The sequence below is a fragment of the Flavobacterium hydrophilum genome (assembly GCF_003202405.1).
GTDB lineage: Bacteria > Bacteroidota > Bacteroidia > Flavobacteriales > Flavobacteriaceae > Flavobacterium > Flavobacterium hydrophilum.
This window is the reverse complement of record NZ_QJHL01000004.1, coordinates 310143-335062: the sequence shown is the minus strand read 5'-3', so window position 1 is coordinate 335062 and position 24920 is coordinate 310143. Positions and strand designations below refer to the sequence as shown.

Sequence of the window (24920 nt, the reverse complement as noted above, 5' to 3'; positions counted from 1 at the left end):
TATTTATTCTAAATAAAATTTATATATTTGCCAAAAAATTTAAAAACATATAATAACGTAGTTATGATTACAAAAAGCCTCTATTTTCCAGCCGTAATGGCTTTAGCTTGCAGCCTTGGTTTCAGCCAGGACAAAAAGCAGCAAGACATTAAATCAATCAAATCCATGTGCGGATGCTATGAAGTGAAGTTTAATTTTGCAGAAACTTTTCAGTATGCAAAGGATTCAGCTTCTTATAAACCTTCTCAGACAAAACATGAATCTGCTTTGGAATGGGTAGAATTAGTAGAAGATACTCCAAACAAAATCGTTATGCAGCATTTATTAATTGTAAGCGACGATATGATCATCAAACACTGGAGACAAGACTGGCTGTTCGAAAACACCGATTTGTATTTGTTCGATAAAAACACTTCATGGAAGTATAAAAAACTGGATAAAAAAGCTGTAAAAGGGCAATGGACTCAAAAAGTATATCAGGTAGATGACAGTCCTAGATACGAAGGAACTGCAACATGGGTACACGTTGATGGTCAGGACTATTGGGCAAACATAACGGATGCTCCCCTGCCAAGAAGAGAACATACAAAACGTAATGATTATAATGTTTTAAAAAGAAGAAACATTCATGAAATTACTGCTACAGGATGGAACCATGAACAGGATAATGACAAATTGGTTCGTGATGACAGTGGAAAAGATGTTTTGCTGGCTCAGGAAAAAGGAATGGATGTTTATACTAAAGTTCCGGATATTAAATGTATTGCCGGTCAAAAATGGTGGAAGGAAAACAATGCTCTTTGGAAAAATGTTCGTGATAAATGGCAGACTCTTTTTGAAAGAAATAAAGACCTGAACTTAGCTGCTAAAGTAGATAAAAAGGCATTATACTCACTTTTGTTTGATTTGAAACCAAACGCAACAAAAGCAGAAACGGATGCGATAATCGAAAAGTTCGTAAAATAAAAATGTTTGTGTTAGTTGTAAAAGAGCCGATAGTTTTAGGACTATCGGCTCTTTTTATTGTTTATTTTTCGAGATTAAATTCTTTACATTCTTTCAGGAACTTCAATTCCTAACAACGTAAAAGCAGATTTGATGACCTCACCCACCTTTTGCGAAAGCTGTACTCTGAAAATCTTCTTAGTCAAATCGACTTCGCCCAAAATATGTACCGATTGATAAAATGAATTATACTCTTTTACCAAATCATAGGTATAATTTGCAATCAAAGCGGGGCTATGGTTTTGTGCCGCATTTTGAATCACTTCCGGAAAAAGTTCGATTTGTTTAAGTAGTTCTTTTTCTTTTTCGTGAATCACTTCGATATTTGTTTTGGCAGAAAAATCAAAATCAGCTTTACGTATAATAGATTGAATTCTTGCGTAGGTATATTGAATAAACGGACCTGTATTACCTGCAAAATCAACTGATTCTTCCGGATTGAACAAAATACGTTTTTTAGGATCTACTTTTAAGATGTAATATTTTAAAGCTCCAAGTCCAATTGTTTTATATAATTTAGCCTTTTCTTCAGCTGAATAACTGTCCAGTTTCCCTAAATCTTCAGAAATTTGTTTTGCTGTTGCCATCATATCATGCATCAAATCATCAGCATCTACCACAGTTCCTTCACGGCTTTTCATTTTTCCTGATGGTAAATCAACCATTCCGTATGATAAATGATACAGGCTTGAAGCCCAGTCAAATCCTAATTTCTTTAGAATTAAAAACAAAACTTTAAAATGATAATCCTGCTCATTACCTACGGTGTAAACCATTCCGCCAACATCCGGCATGTCTTTTACACGCTGAATTGCAGTTCCGATATCCTGAGTCATGTAAACAGCAGTTCCGTCAGAACGCAAGACAATTTTACGGTCCAAACCTTCGTCGGTCAAATCAATCCAGACTGAACCATCAGGATCTTTCTCGAAAACTCCTCTGTCAAGTCCAACCTGAACAACGTCTTTTCCTAACAGATAGGTATTACTTTCATAGTAAAATTTATCAAAATCGACTCCAAGATTGGTGTATGTTACAGCAAAACCGTCATAAACCCATTGGTTCATTTTTTTCCAAAGTGCAATTACTTTTTCGTCTCCGGCTTCCCATTTCTTCAGCATATCTTGCGCTTCGAGGATAATTGGTGCCTGCTTTTTTGCTTCTTCTTCAGTTTTGCCCGTTTCTATCAATTGATTGATTTCACCTTTATACGCTTTATCAAATTCAACATAATATTTACCGACTAATTTATCTCCTTTTAAATTGGAACTTTCGGGAGTTTCACCATTTCCAAATTTCTCCCAGGCAAGCATTGATTTACAAATGTGAATCCCACGGTCGTTGATGATCTGGGTTTTGTATACTTTTTTACCAGAAGCTTTGATAATCTCTGCTACAGAATAGCCTAATAAATTATTACGAACGTGCCCTAAGTGCAAAGGTTTATTGGTATTTGGCGAAGAATATTCGACCATGATCGCTTTATCTTCAGGGTTGGGCACTACATATCCAAATTTAGTATTGTCTTTTATTCCATTAAAGAAATTCAAATAATAGCTATCTGCTATTACGATATTAAGGAAACCGGAAACAACATTGAATCTTGCAACTTCTGCCACATTTTCAACAAGATAATCTCCAATTTTATTTCCTAATTCGGCAGGATTGCTTTTAGTCAATTTCAATAAAGGAAAAATCACCATTGTAATATCGCCTTCAAACTCTTTTCGCGTAGCCTGAAATTCGATTTTCTCAATTGTAATATCAAATAATGCCTGAATGGCGTTTTGTATAGAAGGAGTAAGAATTTGTGATAATGACATGTAAACTTATTTTAAAGTGAGCAAATATACTGCTTATTCATCAATTAGAGAAAACGAAAAACATATTAAATACCAGAAAACAATTAGAAATCCTTAAAAACAAACCTACTATAATTGTTAAAATTATCAAAAAAGCAAAACGCTAATGCATTACAAAACAGGGCATGTATATAAATTTTAGTTTTTTGTGGTAAAATCTTGTAACAAATTTTTAATAAAAAGGTCTTATTAGCAAATTTCAAACACAATCATCATCAATCAAATCAAAATAATCAACTAACAAATTATGAAATTAAAATTCTTTCTGTTTGCATTACTGAGCGTAATTGCAACAGCTCAGGCACAAAACTCTGGAACGGTTTCCGGTAAAATTATCGAAAAATCGAATAAGGCTCCCATCTCTTATGCAACAGTTTCGATCAAAGACAACGGAAAAGTCATTTCAGGAGTAAATACAGACGACAATGGAAATTTTACATTTAAAAACCTTGCTCTGAAAAGTTACACAATCGAAATTCAGTATATTGGATTTAGAAAATATATCGGATCTGTAATTTTAAGCGACAATAAAAAATCGGCTACTGTTAATGTTTCTCTTGAAGAAGAAGCAACGCAGCTAAAAGGAGTAAATATTGTAGCAGAGCGTTCTACAATTGAGCAGAAAATTGATCGAAAAGTGATTAATGTTGGAAAAGATCTGACGACTGCCGGGGCTTCTGCATCTGACATTATGAATAATATACCGTCTGTAAATGTAGATCAGGACGGTAAACTTTCGCTTCGCGGAAACGACAATGTACGTGTATTAATCGATGGAAGGCCAACAAATCTTGATCCGGCTCAATTGCTAAAACAGATTCCGTCAACTTCAATCAAAAAAATTGAACTGATCACCAATCCAAGTGCCAAATACAATCCGGAAGGAATGTCGGGAATCATCAATATTGTTTTGCACAAAAATGCCAATACAGGATTCAACGGAACTTATAGTGGAGGAATTACCTTCGGACAGACTGCAAAATACAATCAGTCATTGGATCTGAATTACAAAACAGGAAAAGTAAACTTCTTTGGAAATGCAGGTAATAATTTTGGAACCCATTTTAACGACGGATTTATTTCAAAAAGGGATAAAACTATTACTCAGGATTTAGATATTTCGAATGAAGACGATTCATACTTGTATAAAGTTGGTATGGATTATTTAATTAACGACCATAATACTTTGTCTTTTTATACCACTCAAAATAAAGCAACCGGACTTGGATTATTCGATACTGATATTGATTACGTTAATTCACCTGAAGGAATTGACAATATCTATCAAAAAGCAAAATATCAGGGCCCAAACAAAACCGGAACTTACAATTTAGCCTACAAACATATCTTTAAAAAAGAAGGCCATACGCTGGATTTTGAAGGTAATTATAGTAATACAGAAGAAACTCAAAATGCTAATTTTGATACTGAAACAACAAAAACTGATAATACATCCAGTAATATTGTTTATAATGACTTTATAAATGATAAACGAAAATTAAGCACTTTTAATGTTGATTATGTAAATCCATTAAACGAAAAGACTACACTTGAAGCGGGTGCAGAAGCGAGAAATACCCGATCAGAGAACAATTACACAACAAACAATCCTTTGGTTGCCGCTGCCGACAGAATTTCTAATTATACATATGATACTGATATTTATTCTGCTTATGCAACTTTTGGTCAGAAATTCAAATACATCAGTTATCAATTAGGTCTTCGTGTTGAAAGTTATAAAGTGGCTGCGAATTTAAATCATGGTTTCGAAAAGTTTGATGATGATTATCTTACACTGTACCCATCTGCTTATTTAACTTTTAATATGGATGAGAAAAACACTTTGCAATTCAGTTACAGCCGCCGTGTGGACCGCCCAAGTTTAGAGCAGACAAAACCTATTCGCGAGTTCTCTACTCCGTTAGTTACCTCATTTGGAAATCCTGAATTAAGACCCCAGTTCACCAATTCTGTTGAAGTAAATTATACCAGAACTTTAGAAAAAGGAAGCTTTACAACAGGTGTATTCGTTCGAAGCATCAATGATCAGATTAGCAGAATTATATATCCTGATGAATCAGATCCAAATGGTAACAAACAAATTTTGACTTTTACCAATTATGATCACAATACTGCATACGGATTTGAAGTTTCTTTTAATTACAAAATCACAAAATGGTGGGACATTCAGCCGGCTATTGATTTTTCAAGTATTAACCAGCAAGGGGTTGTGTTTTTGTATGACGAAACAACAAATATCAGTAATCCTATTGAAAGAAAAGTTACAGTTGCAGCATTTAATGGCCGTATGAATTCTAACTTTAAAGCTACAAAACGTTTAAGCTTTTTATTATTCGGATTTTACAGAAGTTCAGTTGAAGATATACAACAGGAAAGAAAATCAATGTACAAAATGGATATCGGTTCACGCTATACATTGTTAGACAATAAAATGAATATAAGCTTACGTTTCAATGATGTTTTCAACACTATGAAATATGCTTTTGATACTCAATATCCTTATCCGCAATCCGGACAATTTACATGGGAAAGCCAAACAGTTTATTTAGGTTTAACCTATAATTTTGGAGGCGGGAAAATTAAAAACCTGCAACGCAAACAAAGAGAAGACAACACCAATAAAGGCGGTGGCGGAATGTTTTAGCCATAACCTTAATTTTTTGAATATTTTTTAATTAGTACTTGTAGAAAAATGCCTGGAGTTTGCCAACTTCAGGCATTTTTTATTGATTATCATTTATAAAAAATTTCGAATTTCTTTTACTTCTTCCGGATTTGCTGTTTCTGTATTATCCGTGATAGCTGACGAATGATAAAAAGTAGGTTCTAATTTATCCTGCAATAACTTAATATTTGAAGACCTCAATCCTCCACCGGGCATGATTTCAATTCTGTTATTGGCTAATTTTTGAATTTTCTCCAAATTAAAAATACCTTCTTCAACGTTTATTTCCTGTCCGGAAGTTAAAATGGTTTTAAACCCACAATTTATAATATCTTCTAAAGCTAATTCGGCATCTTTAACTACATCAAAAGCACGATGAAAAGTACAGGAAAGCGGATGAGCCAAATTGACCAGTTCCTGATTTTTCTTTTTATTGACAGTTCCATCTTCGTTTAAAATTCCAAATACAAAACCATCAACACCTAACTTTTTAAATTGTTTAAGATCCTGCTTCATTTCAACAATTTCTTCATCCGTATAAAAGAAATCTCCACCTCTTGGTCTTATAATAACGTGCATTTTTATGGAAAGCTTTTCGCGAACTCTTACTGTTAAAACATAATTAGGGGTTGTACCTCCAAGTGTCATATTCTCGCACAATTCTATTCGGTCAGCGCCATTGTCCTGTGCTATCAAAGCCGATTCGTAATTAAAACAGGCTATTTCGAGTTGGTTTTTTTTCATTGTATAAACTGGAATTCAACAGAACCAAATATAAAAAAGCCTGCTTCAAAACGAAACAGGTTTTATATAATTTCTGAGGATTAATTTACCATTTGATAATAGCACTTGCCCATGTAAATCCACTTCCAAAGGCAGCTAAAACAACTGTATCTCCTGATTTGATTTTTCCCTGTTCCCAAGCTTCTGTCAAAGCAATCGGAATAGACGCAGCCGTTGTATTACCGTATTTTTGTATATTATTATGAACCTGATCGTCTGATAATTTGAACTTATTCTGAATGAATTGCGAGATTCTTAAATTCGCCTGATGCGGAATCAGCATATCAATATCCGACACCTGTAAACCATTTGCTTCTAAACCTTCATTAATAACTTCGGCAAAACGAACAACAGCATTTTTAAATACAAACTGTCCATTCATATATGGATAATAACTTTCGTCATTAGGATCGTTATCGGCAATAATATCAGTTACCCAACGTGCCCCCATGCCCGGCGCCTGCAAAGCCAGTTCTTCGGCATGCTGCCCTTCAGAATGTAAATGTGTCGATAAAATTCCTTTTGATAAATCTTCTTCACGGCTTAAAACGGCCGCTCCTGCTCCATCTCCAAAAATTACCGAAACTCCTCGTCCGCGTGTTGTCATATCTAAACCTGTTGAATGTACTTCTGAACCAATTACCAAAATGTTTTTATACATTCCGGTTTTAATGTATTGATCCGCAACAGAAATAGCATACACAAAACCTGAACATTGATTTCTGACATCTAAAGCTCCAACAGTCCGTAAACCCAAATCACGCTGTACTAAAACTCCCGGACCCGGAAAATAGTAATCAGGGCTTAATGTAGCAAAAACAACAAAATCAATATCTTCTTTGGCTACGCCCGAACGTTCAATTGCTATTTTAGCCGCTTTTACTCCCATCGAAGTTGTGGTATCCTCTCCGCGAATAATATGTCTTCGTTCCTGAATTCCGGTTCGTTCCTGAATCCACTCATCATTGGTATCAATAATCTTAGACAAATCATCATTTGTCACAACATTTGAAGGAACATAATATCCTAAGCCCGCTATTTTTGAATGATACATACTCTTTTTTTTATTTGTTAAAAATTGGACTGCAAATTTAAGTATACTTTAAAATATCAGAGTACAAATTACTACTTTTTTCGTAATTAACATTTCATATACTTTTAAAATATACAATCTATATTAAAGAATTAATTTTTATAAATCACAAGAAAACAAAAAGCCCCTAAAAAAAATTTCAGGGGCTTTCATTTTGACATCACTTATTTCTAACCTTTTAACCAGGCGTTTTTAAGTTTTTCTTTTGATGCATCCGTAGCTTTGAATGTTTCTGCTTCTTCGTACGGCAATTTTACAGTTCCTTTAATGGCTTGTTCTTTACCCTCACGTTTTATCTGAACGGCAATTGGATCATTCTCTTTCCAGTTTTCGCTCTCACCAATTAAATCATAAATATTATCTAATGAATATGGTTTAGCATTTATAGACAAAATAACATCTCCTGGCTTAAGGTTCAAGTTTGTAAAAAACGGATTTAACTCAAGATCCGGACGAACACTTATTTCTTTTGTTTTTGGATCTATCCCTATGTATGGAACCTGACCTTTTAAGAAAACTGAACCGGCTTTTTTCTCAGATGCTTTAGTTACACCTACTTTTGCCAAATATTGATCATATGGAATCGGAGTTGTACCGGCAACATAAGTCTTTAAAAACTCCCCAACTTCAGGATAGGTTAATTTTGTGATTTTATCAAAAAGTTCATTGTCATTAAATGGCTTTTCAACTCCATACTCTTCAGATAATTTATGCATTAAATCAAGAATTCCCCTCTCTCCGTTGCTTTTTTCTCTGATGATAATATCAATACACATTCCGATTAAAGCACCTTTTTGATACACATTCAAATATTGATCTTTATAAGGCTGTTCCAATACATTTTTACTCATCACTGTAAATGACATCGTATCATTTAAACCTTTAGCCTGTTCGATTTTATCTGCAATACGGGTATAAAATTCAGCTTCATTAATTAGACCCTGATTAATCTGAAAAAGATTAGCGAAATATTCCGTTACACCTTCATACATCCATAAATGTTCAGACATTTTTGGAGCATTATAATCAAAATACTGAATTTCTTTAGAATGAATGGTTAATGGGGTCACAATATGGAAGAATTCGTGAGAAACCACATCTTTCATTGATTCCACCAATTTATCTTTCGGCATCGATTCAGGCAAAACAACCGTCGTAGCGGTAGGATGTTCTAAAGCTCCAAAACCATGTGCATCGTCTTTAGCCATGCTTGACAGATACAATAAAACTGTGTATTTTTTGGTAGCGTTTACTTTTCCTAAAAAGTTTTTTTGAGCCGTCATCATCGTTTTCATTTCCGGAGTAATACTCTCAGCGGTAAATTTTCCTGTAGGAGAATAAACAGCAATCAGAATATCCATTCCGTTAACGTTGAATGTAGTATAATCAGGCTTAGAATACATAATTGGATTCTCAACCAAAACAGCGTAACGGGGAGTTGTAAAAACATCACTTGTTTTGCTCGCATCTTCATCTGTCATTGAAGTTGCTCCCCAAAGTGTTTCAGGATGTGTGATCGTAACTTTGTAAGGAATATCTAATTTGTCCTGAAAATACCCCACAAAACCATGTGTATTAACCATAAAATTGATTCCGGCATTTATATTTGTTCCGGCTGGCGAAAACACATCATCATTTCCAAAACCGGTTCCTTTTTCTGTATCAAAAGTATCTCCAACTAAATAGGTAATTGTTTTTAGCTTTTTTGCATCTGAAATTGACCATGAATTATCATCAATCCTTTTTACAGTTAAAGCATTTCCTTTAGCATCGAAAGCTTTAAAACCATCAGAATATTTACCGTAATTATCTGTAGAATAAGTTCCGGGAACTGTTTTTGGTATACTGTAAATTACTTCATCCGTTTTTATCTCGGGTGCCGTAACTGTTACCAAAACTTTATCATCTTTTACATCTGTAAGGTTGATATTGACAGCAACGTTATTTTTCGCAGCACTTGACGTCCCCGTTTTACAGCTCCAAAAGGTAACTGCAAGCGCTAATGTGCAAATTATTTTTTTCATTTATTGTAAAGTTTAATTTTTATATAAGTCTTACAAATTGTAAAACTGTTACAGTAAAGATATAAATAAAAAAACTCCTGCAATTCAGGAGTTTTTAGTTAGTCTAATTTATTTTTTATATAGTACTTTCCGTCCAAATCTTCATCAAAATCGTCTATTTTAACTGGTTTGGGTTTTGGTTTATTAGCTATTGCCTTCTTTTTCCACATCTCAAATTTCTCAAGAGGCATTTTCTTTTTCATTATTTCCAGAACTTCTTTTTCTGACAATCCAAATTCTTTTTTTATAATTTCAAATGGATTTCTTTCTTCTAATGCCAACGAAACAAGCTTTTCAGTTTGTTCCCAATTCAACTCTTTGCGGTTACTCTTTTTCATCACGTGAAAATTAATTCAAAATAGAGGTTAATGATTAATAGATTGATTTTAATTTAAGTATCAATATTAATAAAAAAAATAATTAGTTGATCAGATTGACAATATTTTTTTTATTGATTTTAGCATTTTTTTACGACATGTGAATTTTCAGGGAGATATTTATAAATTTTTCAATTTGTGTATTATTCTTTTACTAATATGTATCATCAAATACACGTAGAATATGATTTTTAGAAAATTTGAGAATCATATAAAAAAGAGAAAACCAATATACAGCTGATTTTCTTCTTCTATTTTTTTAAGATCTAAAAGTTATTGATTTTCATTATTTTGCAATAACGTTTTATAAATAATTCCTGCTACTATTGCGCCTAATATTGGTGCGGCCCAAAACAACCAAACCTGCGATAATGGCTCTCCTCCCGCAAAAATTGCCTGAGATAATGATCTGGCCGGATTTACAGAAGTATTAGTAATTGGAATACTGATTAAGTGAATCAATGTTAAGGCTAGACCAATAGCAATACCGCAAAAGTTAGTATTGGCACATTTATCTGAAGCTCCCAAAATTACCAACAAGAAAAACAAGGTAAGCACAAATTCAGCAATAAAAGCTGATGACATAGAATAACCATCTGGCGAAAATGCTCCAAAACCATTAGATGCGAAAGCTCCGGCTTTAGTATTATCTATCGCATTGCCTGCTTTTCCTGACCAGATAATAAACAATGTTCCTGCAGCGGCAAGAGCACCAATACATTGTGCTATAATGTAAGGAATCAAATCTTTTGCTGAAAATCTTCCTCCAGCCCACAATCCAATCGAGACAGCCGGATTAAAATGCGCGCCTGAAATATGCCCAACAGCATACGCCATTGTTAATACCGTTAAACCAAATGCTAATGAAACACCTGCAAATCCAATTCCTAACTCTGGAAATCCGGCTGCAAAAAGAGCACTTCCACAACCTCCAAAAACGAGCCAATACGTTCCGAAAAACTCTGCAAATAACTTTTTCATAATAAATAATTTTAATAATGGTTAATAGTTAAAAGGTATATTGGTATGCCCATAAAATCAACAAAAGTTGTAAGGGCATACGTAGCAATAAAATCCATTTTGGTAAACCAAAACCCGCCTTTTTGTTTTGATACATGAAAAGATTTGCCGGAAACACAGCAATCAGCAAAGCTATAATTCCCCATGCAGCAAAATGAGTCAAAAAAGGAAGTGCCAGGAGAATGCCTAAAATTATTTCGGCAGCTCCACTAAAAATATTTAATAATCTGGGGTTTGAAAAATAAGGAGGAATAATTTTAATATACATTTCCGGAGATCTGAAATGATTAATTCCGGCAACAATATAAAGAAAAGCCATCAAATACAAATGCCATGGTAAATACATGATAATCAGATTTTTGATCGAATTTAATAATTTCTAAAGACTTTTACTTCAAAGTGTGATTTTTTTTACAAATAAATACAATCAATTATTATTCTTGAATTTAATATTCATTATAATAATAGCTAAAATAATGAGTACAATTCCAATCCATTGCAGAAAAATTACTTCTTCATTCAATAAAACAAAAGCCATCATTACAGAAACAGGAAGTTCAAGTGCCGAAACAATACTTCCTAAGCCTATTCCGGTCAATGGAAATCCTGCGTTCATGAGCATTGGAGGAATTATAGTTCCGAAAAGTGAAAGCACAATGCCCCATTTCAGAAAAATTGAAAAATTAAAAGGCGTGTTTTGCGTAGCCAGTGCAAACGAAAAAACAATAACAGCGCCTCCTAAAAGCATATACAAACTACGCTGTGCCGAAGAAATTTCGACAGCTACACGATTTGCAGTAAACATCGTTGTTGTAAATGATGCAGCTGCAAGAACACCCCATCCAATTCCTCTCCAATCTAATTCAATGTCATTGTTAAGAATATTAGTTGCCAGCAGAGTTCCAACAAGAACAATGAGAACAGCTATTATTTTTTGAAATGATGGAAATTTCTTTTCCAGGATCATTTCCAGCAAAACACCCATCCATACCGTTTGCATTAACAAAACAATACCAATAGAAACCGGAATGTATTTTACCGCCAAATAATAAAACAAACTAGTCATACCCATCGAAGTTCCTGCCAGCATTAAACTAAAAATATTTTTTGTCGTTGCTTTTACTACATTTTCTTTATGTTTTAGCTTTTGAAAAGCATTAATAAGTAAAATACCTGAGATTCCTAATATAAATTGAGCTGTTGTAACTTCGGCAGTAGTGAAACCTTCTGCGTAAGCCATTTTTACAAAAGTAGCCAGCATACCATAACTTGTAGCACCTAAAGCAACCAGAAAAACTCCTTTCAGGGCATTTTTTTGTGACATTTTTATTTTATTTTAAAAAATTAGCCTGCAAAGATAGCACTTAGTTTTTAGCTCAATGTTAAAATCGGAAAAGGAAAAATTTAACTTTAAGACTCAATTCCATTTATTTCTGAAAAATTAAACCTTCAATCTACTTCATTTAAAAAATTTCTTTATTTTGCACCCAAATCGAAAAACAATGAAAAAAACATTTATTGCATTTATTGCAATTGCCTTATTAGCTGTCTCATGTGATAAAAAAGAATCAACCGACGGTTTACATCTTACAGGAAACATAAAAGGATTAAAAGAGGGAAAATTATACATCCAAAGATATAATGATACCGCTTTGGTAGCTATTGACAGCATTAAAATTGATGGAAATTCAGCTTTTGAAACCAATATAAAACTTGAATCACCTGAAATGCTTTATTTATTTCTGGATCGTGGAGTTACCAATTCATTAGATAATAATATTATGTTTTTTGCTGAACCAGGAAACGTAAACATTGATGCAAATCTTGATAATTTTATCAATGGTGCGAAAATTACCGGTTCAAAAAATCATGAACTATATGAAGAATACCTAAAAGTAGCTTCTCGCTTTAAAGATGAAAACCTTTCATTAATTGAAGCAAAATTCAAAGCCTTGAAAAGACAGGATCAAAAAGCAATTGACAGTATTATGGCAAAAGGTGACTCTAACATTAAAAGAAAATATTTGTTTGCTACCAATTTTGCTATTAACAATAAAGATCACGAAATAGCACCTTATATAGCTCTGGCAGAAATTTACGATATCAATATTAAATTTCTGGATACGATTCAAAAATCGATGACTCCTAAAGTATCAAAATCATTTTACGGTAAAAAGCTGACCAAGTATGTGAATGATATCAAAAAGGCAGAAAATAAATAATTCAATATTTTAAACAAAAAGTCCTGAAAATTTCAGGACTTTTTGTTTTTTATAAAATGTATTTCAAATAGTTGTAAAAGAATATCTTATTTTTACAACCGTGAAACTGACAAACGCCATATTATCAATTATTTTCCTGATACTTTCGTGTATGCCCTGTGCAGATATGAAAGCAGATAATTCGGCACATAATAAAACAGAATTTGCATCAAACCAAGATGAACATTCTCATGATAAAGAAAATGATTCGTGTTCTCCATTTTGTATTTGCAGCTGTTGCGGTTCACAAGTGGTGAGTTACACACAATCTATACTAATTGAATTCCCGATACTTTTCAAAAGTATTAAAACACAATTACCTACTTACAATTCCATTTTTTCTTCCAATTTCTTCGGAAGTATTTGGCAACCGCCGCAAATAGCATAATGATGCCCGTTCCGATAGCTATCGGAATTCGGGTTAGAAACTTGTGATCTTTTCACAAATTATAGCGAAAGAAATTTTGCTCGATTTCTAATTCATTATATATTTTCAATGTTAGACAAAATCATACAATTCAGTATAAAGAATAAATTCATTATACTATTATTTACCCTTGCGCTCATTGCATGGGGTAGCTATTCAATTAAAAAATTACCGCTGGATGCGTTGCCGGACGTGACCAATAATCAGGTTCAAATCATCACTACTGCACCCACTTTGGCAAGTCAGGAAGTAGAACAATTAATTACCTATCCTTTAGAACAAGCTGTAAAAATTATTCCAAAAGTAATCGAGTTACGAAGCATTTCCCGTTTTGGACTTTCAGTAGTTACAGTAGTTTTTAAAGACGATGTAGATATTTATTGGGCAAGAGAACAAATCTTTCAACGCATTAATCAGGCCAAAGAAAATATTCCTGCTTATGTTGGCTCACCTGAATTAGCACCAATATCAACAGGGCTTGGAGAAATTTTTCAATATGATGTTTATGCAAAAAAAGGCTATGAACACAAGTACGATGCTATAAAGTTGCGAACCATACAAGACTGGATCATCATACCACAATTACAAGGAGTTGAAGGCATTGCCGATGTCAGCACCTGGGGTGGAAAATTAAAGCAATATGAAGTTGCTGTTAATCCAAATAAGCTGAATAGTTTAGGTGTAACGATTACCGATATTTTTGATGCTCTCGAAAAAAACAATCAAAATACAGGTGGTGCCTACATAGAAAAAGACCAATATGCTTATTTTATTCGCGGTGTCGGAATGGCAACAGGAGTCAAAGATTTAGAAAATATTGTGGTTGCCAATCGAAACGGTTCACCTGTTTTAATACGAAATGTAGCCGAAGTCCGCGAAGGTGTTGCACTGCGTTATGGCGCTTCAACCAAAGATGGCAAAGGGGAAATTGTTTGTGGTTTAGTCTTAATGTTAAAAGGCGAAAATTCAAATGCTGTTGTTGACAGAATTAATGAAAAAATGATTCAAATTAATAAAAGTCTGCCAGAAGGTGTTGTTGCCGAAGCCTTTATCGATAGAGGCAAATTGGTCGACAATGCTATTGGAACAGTGACCAAGAACCTACTCGAAGGCGCCTTAATCGTAATTTTTGTATTGATTTTATTTCTGGGAAACCTTAGGGCAGGATTAATTGTAGCTTCTGTTATTCCGTTGGCAATGTTATTTGCCGTAATTCTGATGAATGCATTTGGAGTTAGCGGTAATCTGATGAGTTTAGGAGCCATCGACTTTGGAATCATCATTGATGGAGCTGTTATAATTGTCGAAGCCACGATGCATCACTTACATAAACTCAAAAAGAAGAAAGAGCTGACTCAGGAAGAAATGGATAGCGAAGTATACAATTCAGCTTCAAAAATCAGAAACAGTGCTGCCTTTGGCGAAATCATAATTCTAATTGTGTATCTGCCAATTCTTGCATTGATAGGAACAGAAGGAAAAATGTTCAAACCAATGGCAATGACAGTAGGTTTTGCAGTTATAGGTGCCTTTATTTTATCATTGACCTATGTGCCAATGATGAGTTCGCTGTTTCTTTCTAAAAATACAGAACACAAACCTAATTTCAGTGATCAAATGATGACTTGGTTCGAAGGAATTTATATCCCTTTTTTAGATAAGGCTTTACGTTTCAAAAAAGCTGTTTTAGGAATTTCCTTAGCCTTATTTGTATTAGCAATAGTGATTTTTCAAAATATGGGAGGCGAATTTATTCCAACCATCGAAGAAGGTGATTTAGCTCTCAATACAACCATTATGACAGGAAGTTCGCTTTCGCAAATGGTAAAAACAACTACCCAGTACGAAAAAATTCTAAAGGCAAAATTTCCCGAAATAAAAACCATTGTTGCCAAAATTGGTAGCGGCGAAATTCCAACCGATCCAATGCCAATTGAAAGTGCCGATTTGATTATTGTTTTGAAAGATAAAAGCGAATGGGTCGGCGATTATGATAATTGGGAAGATTTGGCCAATGCAATGAAAGAAGCAATGGAAGCGATTCCGGGAGCGAATATCGAAATATCACAACCTATTCAAATGCGTTTTAACGAATTAATGACAGGAAGCCGAAGTGATATTGCCATTAAAATTTTCGGAGACGATTTGGATCTTTTAGATGCAAAAGCAACTGAATTAATTTCGAAAATCAATAAAATTGAAGGAATTGGTGATTTAAAAGCCGACAAAGTAACTGGATTACCTCAAATCACTATTAAATACGACTACAATAAAATTGCATTGTATGGCCTGAATATTACAGACATCAACCAAATAATCCGTTCTTCTTTTGCCGGAGAAAGTGCAGGAAAAATTTATGAAGAAAGCAAACGTTTTGATGTTGTAGTACGAATGAATGAAGCAAATCGTACCGATATTACCGATGTCAGCAATTTATTTATTCCGTTACCGAACGGACAACAGGTACCGCTTTCACAAGTGGCAACAGTTTCTTATGAGCAAGGTCCGGTACAGGTTTCACGGGAAGATGGAAAACGTAGAATTACCGTTGGATTAAACGTTCGTGGCCGTGATATTAAAAGCGTAGTTGAAGAAATCCAGCAAAAATTAGATCAGGATTTTAAATTACCGGCGGGGTATTACGTAACCTACGGCGGTCAATTTGAAAACCTGATTGAAGCCACCAAAAGACTTTCGGTAGTCTTACCAATAGCTTTAGGATTAATTTTAGTGTTATTGTTTTTCACATTCAACAGCATGAAACAATCATTACTAATTTTTACCGCTATTCCCCTATCAGCAATTGGAGGTGTTTTTGCTTTATCGCTTCGGGGAATGCCTTTCAGTATTTCAGCAGGAATTGGTTTCATTGCCCTTTTTGGAATAGCAGTTTTAAATGGAATTGTATTGATTTCTTATTTCAATCAACTGAAATCTGAAGGAATAACAGATCCTTTGCAACGAATTTTAATGGGAACCAAAACACGTTTGCGTCCGGTTTTAATGACTGCGGCAGTTGCCTCTTTAGGATTTATGCCAATGGCATTATCAACAAGCGGTGGAGCTGAAGTTCAAAAGCCATTGGCAACAGTGGTTATTGGAGGATTATTATCAGCAACATTACTAACACTTATTGTTTTACCTATTTTATATTTATTGTTTGAAAAAGGAATTAAAGGCAGAAAAAAGATGAAAACACCTATCGTTACTTTAATTGTTTTATTAATCAGCGGCTTTTCTTTTGCTCAAAATGCAAAACCAATTTCATTACAAGAAGCTGTTCAAATGGCAAAATCCAATAATATCAATCTAAAAATTGCCGACAAAGAAATCGAAAAACAAACTGCCCTGAAAAAGACCGCATTTCAAGCCGATCCTTTGCAAGTGCAATATCAGGGCGGACAATTCAATAGCGCCGATTATGATCATAATATTTCATTGCAGCAATACTTTCCAATTGGAAAAATTACGAAAGCGAATCGGCAGCTTCAGGAAGAATTAGTAAAACTTGCCGAAAAACGAAAAGCTTTATCCGAATATGAAATTGAAAAAGCGGTAACAATCGCTTACTATCAGTATTTGTATGGAGTTTCTATTCAAAAACTGAACGATGAATTGTTTGCTATTTATGCCAAATTTCTAAAGAACGCTCAATTGCGTTTTGAAACTGGCGAAAGTGGAAAAATTGAAGTCATTAGCGCCAAAGCAAAGTCTAAAGAAATTGAAACACAAAAAATCCAACTCGAATATGATTTGGCTATTTATCAAAAACAACTACAGTTTTTTATTCAGACAGAAGAAAATATTGTGCCTGACAATACTACTCCAATGCAGTTTTTAAAGTCAGAGAACAGCAATGAATCAAAAGTTGAAAACCTTGTAACAGATTATTATACACAGCAAATTTCGGTATATGAAAAGGAAGCCAACACATTTAAAGCAATGCGAACACCAAAACTAGGCGTAGGCTATTTTGCCCAAAGTATTGATACTAAATTTTATTATCAGGGATTTACAGCAGGTTTACAAATTCCTTTATTTGGCGGAGTAAATTCGGCTAAAGCTAAAGCATCAGCCATTAGTATTTCGCAATCAGAATTAGAATTAGATAAAAATAGACTGGTTTTGAAATTGCAAATACAGGAACTCGAAAACAATTACAATAAGCAACAAAGAGCTTTGGAATATTATCAAAAAGAAGGATTGCAATATGCAGAACAAATTATTGCAACAGCTCAAAAAAGTTATGCCAATGGCGATATGAGTTATTGGTCGTACATCAGTTTTTTAAATCAGGCAATTGATATTAAAAAACAAAGTGCCGAAGCTACCAATGCTTATAATCAAAGTGCTATTCAACTGCAATTCCCATCCATTTCCAACAATTAAAATGATTAAAATGAAAAATATAAAATTCAATAAATACATCTATATTCTTGTCTCTTTTTTCTTTTTTCTAATTTCCTGCAACAACAAAAAAACTGAAGAATCAGGTCACGAAGAAGAAAAATCTGAAACGGAAGTAGCATTAACGCAGGTACAATTTAAAACTGTCGGCATTGAAACCGGTTCTGTCGAAAACAGAAATCTTAATTTAATCATTAAAGCCAATGGTTACACCACCGTTCCACCTCAGAATATGGCAAATATTTCTACTTTAATTGGAGGAACTGTGAAGGATATTTTGGTTTTAGAAGGTACATTTGTAAATAAAGGAAAAGTATTGGCAACGATTCAAAATTTGGAAGTTGTTGAAATGCAGGAAGATTATCATTCGGCTACAGCCAATATTGAATACCTGCAACTGGAATACAATCGCCAGAAAACATTAAGCGACGAAGATGTAAATCCGAGAAAAGTACTCCAGGAAGTTAAGGCCAAATTAGCCGTAGAAAGAGCAAAAGCCAAAGCTGCAAAAAATAAATTGCAAGCCTTGAATATGAATACAAATGGTTCTAATTTAGTACCTATTGTTTCGCCAATATCTGGTTATGTTGGAAAAATAAGTATTGCCAAAGGAGCATTTGCCGAAACTGGAACCATTCTTTTTGAAGTAGTCGATAATAGCCAAATGCACCTGGATCTGAATGTCTATGAAAAAGATTTAGGTTCGATTGCCGTAGGGCAAACCATAGATTTTATTTTGACAAATCAAGGAAATAAATCCATTAAAGGAAAAATATTTGGCATCAACAAATCGTTTTCTAACGAAAGTAAAACCGTTGCTGTTCACGCAAAAATTAATCCGGACGATAGTAAAGATTTGATTTCCGGAATGTATGTTTCTGCCAATATTAGCATCGCAAACGCCACTGTACCTGCATTACCAAAAGATGCGATTGTGAGAAACGGAGATAAATATTTTGTGTATATTGAGGAAGTTGAAAAACAAGAAGTTCACGAACATAAAGAAGGTGAAAAACATTCTGAAGAAGTTGCCGGCAAAGAAAAAGGACACGATGAAATTTATTTTAAAGCAATTGAAGTTGTTCCTGGAACAACCGATTTGGGTTATACAGAAGTAAAATTTGTTTCGCCAATTCCTAAAGATGCCAAAATCGTAACAAAAGGGGCTTTCTATCTTTTATCAGCAATGAAAGGTGGCGGAGAACACGAACATTAAAATAAAAAAACATGGAACACCAACATACATACGATGAAAACGGCAAACAACTTTGCTGTACATTGGAAGAAAAAACAAATCAGAAAACCAATAAGCATGCAGGATGTTGTTGTACAGACAATGAGCCTCAAAACCATTCTGACGATGACGGAGATGACCATTCAGCGGGAAACAAAACTACATTTCAACTATTTTTTCCTGCAATCATTAGTTTTGTATTATTACTTATTGCTATTGGTTTTGACAGCTATTTTCCACAAAACTGGTTTACAGGCTATGTAAGACTGTCTTGGTATACATTAACCTACATCCCGGTAGGCTTTCCGGTATTAAAAGAAGCTTTTGAAAGCATTCGCAATGGCGAAATCTTTTCTGAATTTTTGTTGATGGGAATTGCAACAATTGGCGCTTTTGCCATTGGTGAATATCCTGAAGGCGTTGCCGTAATGCTGTTTTATACTGTTGGTGAAGTCTTTCAGGCACTGGCAGTTCAAAGAGCGAAAAATAATATCAAATTATTGTTAGACCAAAGACCAGACAGTGCAACGGTAATCGAAAATGGAAATGCTATTACTAAAAAAGCATCCGAAATTACTATTGGAGAAATTATCCTATTGAAACCCGGTGAAAAATTAGCATTGGACGGAAAATTAATTTCAGATAACGCTTCCTTCAACACAGCTGCTTTAACCGGCGAAAGCAAACCTGATACAAAACAAAAAGATGAAACTGTTCTTGCGGGAATGATTAACCTGAATACCGTTGTAGAAATTAAAGTTACAGCAGTTTACGCCGACAGTAAATTATCAAAAATACTTAAAATGGTGCAGGAAGCCACAGCAAAAAAAGCACCGACAGAACTATTCATCCGAAAGTTTGCTAAAATATATACGCCAATAGTGGTGTTTTTAGCAATCGGCATTTGTTTGATTCCAATGCTATTTGTCGAAAATTACAGCTTTAACAATTGGTTGTACAGAGCTTTAATTTTTTTGGTTATTTCCTGCCCTTGTGCATTGGTAATTTCAATTCCGTTAGGATATTTTGGCGGAATTGGTGCAGCCAGCAAAAATGGAATCTTAATTAAAGGCTCTAATTTCATAGATATAATGGCATCTATTCAGGCTGTGGTTATGGACAAAACGGGAACGCTGACTAAAGGTGTCTTTAAAGTTCAAAAAGTTGTAGCTGTTGGTATTCCTGAAAATGATTTAGTTAAATATACGGCTGCACTTGAAACACAATCAACACATCCTGTTGGAACAGCTATTATTGAATATGCGAATGGTTCAGAAAAAAATATAATCGTAAGCGATGTTGAAGAAATTGCAGGACATGGTTTAAAAGGAAAGGTTGAAGGAAACGAAATTCTGGCAGGGAATATAAAACTGCTGAAAAAATTCAATATCAGTTATGATTCTGAAATCGACAATATTCCCTTTAGTATTATCGTTATTGCGATCAATCAAAAATACGCAGGATATTTTCTAATAGCCGATGAAATCAAGGAGGATGCCAAACAAGCTATTGAAAGTTTGCACAAAATAAACATCAAAACCGTAATGCTTTCAGGCGACAAACAAGCCGTTGTTGATGCTGTTGCCAAAGAGTTAAATATCAATCAGGCTTATGGAGACTTGCTTCCTGAAAACAAAGTCGAAAAAGTCGAAGAACTAAAGTCCCAAAATTTAAAAATTGCTTTTGTTGGCGATGGTGTAAACGATGCGCCGGTTGTTGCCCTTGCCGATGCCGGAATTGCAATGGGTGGCTTAGGAAGCGATGCAACTATTGAAACCGCAGATATTGTTATTCAAAATGATCAGCCTGCAAAAATATTTACCACGATAAACATTGGCAAAAAGACCAAACAAATAGTCTATCAAAATATTGTATTAGCATTTGCAGTAAAAGCCATTGTTTTGATTCTTGGTGCAGGTGGTTTAGCTACGATGTGGGAAGCCGTATTTGCAGATGTTGGCGTGGCAATGCTGGCTATTTTGAACGCAATAAGAATTCAGAAAATGAAGTTTCAATAATATAATTTTTAATCCTCCATCCATTTAACAGAAAATTTTCATAAAAAAAGCCTCTCGATTGAGAGGCTTTTAAGTTGGTCTACTAGGACTCGAACCTAGAAAGACTGCACCAAAAACAGTTGTGTTACCATTACACCATAGACCAATAAAGTAGTGCGGTTAAGCGAGTGCAAATTTAAAGCTTTATTTAGTTTGTGCAAATTTTTTGAGCAAAAATTTTAATTTTTTTTTCGTTTTTTTTATTCAAAACCACCAAAAAAAGCACAAGCATTTCATAAACAACACTTTAATTTCACCAAATAGTTTTGTAGAATTTTTTGTTAATGCTCGTTTCTTTACACAAAAAAACATTTTCTTTGTAAAATAGAAAACATACAAAATTTAACACCTTAATATGGCACAATTCAATTTCAATAAATGGAATACAATTATTGGTTGGTTTGCATTTGCAATCGCTTTAATAACCTATACACTAACTGTTGAACCTACCATGAGCTTTTGGGATTGTGGCGAGTATATTGCCACAGCAGCTAAACTTGAAGTTGGTCATCCACCCGGAGCGCCTTTATTCCAAATGATGGGTGCATTTTTTGCTATGTTTGCAATCGACAATCAACATGTGGCATTAATGGTAAATATGATGTCTGTTTTTTCAAGCGCTTTTACCATTCTATTCATGTTTTGGTCATCATCTATGATTTTGAAAAAGATTATAGCACGTTTTACCGAAATCGATCAAAATAATTCAATCGCAATTTTAGGAAGTTCTTTTGTCGGGGCTTTAGCTTATACATTTTCTGACAGCTTTTGGTTTAATGCCGTTGAGGCCGAAGTTTATGCGATGGCATCCTTATTAATCGCATTGCTTTTTTGGCTTGGATTACGCTGGGAGCAGGATATGGACAAACCAAAAGGAAACAAATGGCTACTTATTATTTCTCTTGTTATTGGTCTTTCGTTTGGAGTTCACTTTATGGCATTATTAACTATTCCTGCCATTGGTTTTCTTTACTTCTTTAAACATTACGAAAAAGTTACTATAAAAAATTTCATTATTGGCAATGCTGTAGTTATTGCAATTCTATTGTTTATTTTCAAATTACTTCTTCCTTTGACCATGGCATTCTTTGGTAAAACCGAAGTATTCATGGTAAACAGCATGGGTTTGCCTTTTAACTCAGGAACTATTTTTGTTGCCTTGCTTTTTATCGCTTTCTTTTATTTTGGATTAAAATACACCAAACAAAAAGGCTTTGTTTTCTACAATACTATTATTTTATGCATCCTATTTATCTTAATTGGTTTTTCTACCTGGATGATGCTGCCTGTACGTGCAAACGCCAATACAGTTATCAACGAAAACAAACCATCCGATGCTACCGAAGTTTTAGCTTATTATAATCGTGAACAATATGGCGTAAACCCATTATTTTATGGACCTCAATACACCGAAGTTTTTGCCGGACTGGATGAAAAAACACCATATCTGGATAAAAAACCAAACTACGAAAGAGATTACAAAACCGGGAAATACATCATCACAAACAATTATAAAAATGCAGAGCAGAATAGTGACGATAATCAGAAAACGATTTTGCCTAGAATGTGGAGTACAGAAACTGGGCATATTCAAAATTACATCAATTTCACTAATCCACCTCAATTTAAAATAAACCCTAATTATCCTTATGAAGAAGATTTAGGAAAATACGGAGTTGATGCCAGTCAGTTAAGTGAAGACGAATACAACAAAGCCATCGCACAACTGCGTAACGAAGTTGAAAAAACGGTTCACGAATTCAGACAAGCTTATGCCCAAAAACAAATCGACAACGAAGGTTATGTAAAATTCTTAAGAAGCTACAGTGATTATTTAATCATCGAAAAACCTTCAACGGTTGATAATTTCAGCTTCATGTTTGAATATCAGTTTGGATATATGTACTGGAGATATCTGATGTGGAATTTCGCAGGACGTCAAAGTGATGTTCAGGGAAAATACGACAACTTAGACGGTAACTGGATTAGCGGAATTAAAGCGTTAGATTCATTGCACTTGGGATCTCAGGACAATTTACCTTCAGATGTTTTAAACAATAAAGGGCGAAATGCTTATTATTTCTTACCGTTCATTTTAGGGCTTATTGGACTTATGTATCATGCAAACAAAGACCTTAAAAGTTTTTATGTGCTTTTAGTATTGTTTCTATTTACAGGAATCGCACTTAAAATCTACCTAAACGAAAGACCTTTTGAACCTCGCGAAAGAGATTATGCTCTGGTTGGTTCCTTTTATGTTTTTGCAATCTGGATTGGCTTCGGAGTTTATTCTTTATACGAAACCATTCAAAAATATCTTGCACCTAAAATTGCAGGCCCAATTATTATTGCCGGAAGCTTATTAGCAGCTCCTGTTTTAATGGCTTCTCAAAACTGGGATGACCATGACAGATCAGGCAAATATACCGCTGTTGCAATGGCAAAAGCATATCTGACATCATGTGACAAGGACGCCATTTTATTTACAATTGGGGACAATGACACTTTTCCATTATGGTATGCTCAGGAAATCGAAGGCATTCGTACGGACGTAAAAATTGTAAACACAAGTCTTTTCATGACTGATTGGTATATTGATCAGATGAAAGCCAAATCATACGAATCTAACCCTTTACCAATATCTTTCACACATGCGGAATATGTAGGAGACAAATTAGATTATGTCGCTCACATTCCAAAAGTAGAGACCCGTTGGGATATTAAGGATTTTATTACTTTTATAAAACATCCAAAATCAACTGTTGGTTTGCAAAACGGACAAACCATTCACTTTTTCCCAACCAATAAAATCAGAATCACAGTTGACAAAAACACAATTATCAACAACAAGGTAGTCAACCCTAAATATAACGACTCTATTGTTCCGTATATGGACATAGACATCAAAGGAAGCGCTATATATAAAAACCGCCTGATGATGCTGGATATTTTAGCCAATAATAACTGGAAAAGACCTATTTATTTTAGCGGAGGTGCTTTTGATGATGAAGATTATTTATGGCTAAAAGATTATCTTCAATTAGATGGAATGGTTTATAAATTAGTTCCAATTAAAAACACTCCTTCAAAAGATGGAGGTCCAATGGACATGGGACAAATTGATGCTGATAAAATGTACGACATCGTAACAAAATGGGATTGGGGAAACAGTAACGGCAATATTTATCACGACCCAGAAACCAGAAGAAACAGTATCACATATCGTACAAATCTTTCCAGATTAATGAACCAGCTTATCACTGAAGGCAAAATAGATAAAGCCAAAAACATTATCAATCTGGCGATGACAAAAATGCCCTTAGACCAATATGGATACTATTCGTTGGTTGAACCTTTTGCAGGCGGTTATTACAAAGTAAGCGAAAAAGAAAAAGCTCAGGATTTATTAAATAAATTGGTTCAGAAATACAAAGAGAATCTTAATTATTATGCCACTTTAAGCGGAGCTGATCAATCTGACTTAGCAATTGACATCATAACAGATATTGAACGCTACAGAAGCCTGCTTCAGGTTATGAAAGATAATAAGGATTTAGCTTTTTATAATAACCATAAAAAAACCTTCAACACTTATGTAAATGTGTTCGAACGTTTTGGACGAGAAAAAGAATAATATACGAAAAA

Annotated in this window: 16 protein-coding genes and 1 tRNA gene; 8 read left to right on the top strand and 9 right to left on the bottom strand. The window is 34.2% G+C overall.

What is annotated here, in order from left to right:
- Positions 1–63 precede the first annotated feature (63 nt).
- Positions 64–966 (top strand): DUF6607 family protein, encoded by a 903-nt coding sequence (locus DMB68_RS17005; RefSeq protein WP_110347833.1) that lies wholly within the window; start codon positions 64–66, stop codon positions 964–966.
- Between the two features lie 83 nt (positions 967–1049).
- On the opposite strand, the gene argS is transcribed toward DMB68_RS17005, so the two are convergent.
- Positions 1050–2828, bottom strand: coding sequence for an arginine--tRNA ligase (argS, locus tag DMB68_RS17000; protein ID WP_110347832.1), 1779 nt, complete (start codon positions 2826–2828; stop codon positions 1050–1052).
- Positions 2829–3114: 286 nt separating this feature from the next.
- Between argS and DMB68_RS16995 the strand changes: the two genes are divergently transcribed.
- Positions 3115–5532 (top strand): TonB-dependent receptor domain-containing protein, encoded by a 2418-nt coding sequence (locus DMB68_RS16995; RefSeq protein ID WP_110347831.1) that lies wholly within the window; start codon positions 3115–3117, stop codon positions 5530–5532.
- 93 nt (positions 5533–5625) lie between these two features.
- On the opposite strand, the gene DMB68_RS16990 is transcribed toward DMB68_RS16995, so the two are convergent.
- From DMB68_RS16990 to DMB68_RS16960, 7 genes are all read right to left on the bottom strand, one after another.
- A complete protein-coding gene (locus DMB68_RS16990) occupies positions 5626–6297 on the bottom strand; it encodes a copper homeostasis protein CutC (protein WP_110347830.1) in 672 nt (223 codons plus the stop codon).
- Between the two features lie 85 nt (positions 6298–6382).
- Positions 6383–7390, bottom strand: a complete 1008-nt coding sequence (locus DMB68_RS16985) for a 3-oxoacyl-ACP synthase III family protein (protein WP_110347829.1) — start codon at positions 7388–7390, stop codon at positions 6383–6385.
- Between the two features lie 209 nt (positions 7391–7599).
- The gene (locus tag DMB68_RS16980; RefSeq protein ID WP_110347828.1) at positions 7600–9453 is read right to left on the bottom strand and encodes a M61 family metallopeptidase; all 1854 of its coding nucleotides are present in this window, start codon (positions 9451–9453) and stop codon (positions 7600–7602) included.
- A gap of 98 nt (positions 9454–9551) precedes the next feature.
- Complete coding sequence (locus DMB68_RS16975) at positions 9552–9830, bottom strand: DUF2805 domain-containing protein (RefSeq protein ID WP_007803893.1); 279 nt, start codon at positions 9828–9830, stop codon at positions 9552–9554.
- 312 nt (positions 9831–10142) lie between these two features.
- A complete protein-coding gene (gene aqpZ, locus DMB68_RS16970) occupies positions 10143–10850 on the bottom strand; it encodes an aquaporin Z (protein WP_110347827.1) in 708 nt (235 codons plus the stop codon).
- Between the two features lie 28 nt (positions 10851–10878).
- Entirely contained in the window at positions 10879–11235 is a 357-nt protein-coding gene (locus tag DMB68_RS16965; protein WP_110347826.1) for a DoxX family protein, read from the bottom strand.
- Between the two features lie 81 nt (positions 11236–11316).
- Positions 11317–12213, bottom strand: coding sequence for an EamA family transporter (locus DMB68_RS16960; protein WP_110347825.1), 897 nt, complete (start codon positions 12211–12213; stop codon positions 11317–11319).
- 178 nt (positions 12214–12391) lie between these two features.
- On the opposite strand from DMB68_RS16960, the gene DMB68_RS16955 reads away from it, so the two are divergent.
- The 5 genes from DMB68_RS16955 to DMB68_RS16935 all read left to right on the top strand — a co-directional run bounded on the left by DMB68_RS16955 (position 12392) and on the right by DMB68_RS16935 (position 21236).
- Complete coding sequence (locus tag DMB68_RS16955; protein WP_110347824.1) at positions 12392–13111, top strand: DUF4369 domain-containing protein; 720 nt, start codon at positions 12392–12394, stop codon at positions 13109–13111.
- A gap of 100 nt (positions 13112–13211) precedes the next feature.
- A complete protein-coding gene (locus DMB68_RS16950; RefSeq protein ID WP_317047370.1) occupies positions 13212–13538 on the top strand; it encodes a DUF6660 family protein in 327 nt (108 codons plus the stop codon).
- A gap of 108 nt (positions 13539–13646) precedes the next feature.
- The gene (locus tag DMB68_RS16945; RefSeq protein WP_110347822.1) at positions 13647–17966 is read left to right on the top strand and encodes a CusA/CzcA family heavy metal efflux RND transporter; all 4320 of its coding nucleotides are present in this window, start codon (positions 13647–13649) and stop codon (positions 17964–17966) included.
- 10 nt (positions 17967–17976) lie between these two features.
- Positions 17977–19200, top strand: a complete 1224-nt coding sequence (locus tag DMB68_RS16940) for an efflux RND transporter periplasmic adaptor subunit (RefSeq protein ID WP_110348048.1) — start codon at positions 17977–17979, stop codon at positions 19198–19200.
- Between the two features lie 11 nt (positions 19201–19211).
- The gene (locus tag DMB68_RS16935) at positions 19212–21236 is read left to right on the top strand and encodes a heavy metal translocating P-type ATPase (RefSeq protein ID WP_110347821.1); all 2025 of its coding nucleotides are present in this window, start codon (positions 19212–19214) and stop codon (positions 21234–21236) included.
- Between the two features lie 74 nt (positions 21237–21310).
- Here the strand turns inward: DMB68_RS16935 and DMB68_RS16930 are convergent.
- Positions 21311–21381, bottom strand: a tRNA-Gln gene (locus tag DMB68_RS16930).
- Positions 21382–21630: 249 nt separating this feature from the next.
- Between DMB68_RS16930 and DMB68_RS16925 the strand changes: the two genes are divergently transcribed.
- Positions 21631–24909: a glycosyltransferase family 117 protein gene (locus DMB68_RS16925; protein WP_110347820.1), complete on the top strand. Its 3279-nt coding sequence runs from the start codon at positions 21631–21633 to the stop codon at positions 24907–24909.
- Positions 24910–24920 lie beyond the last annotated feature (11 nt).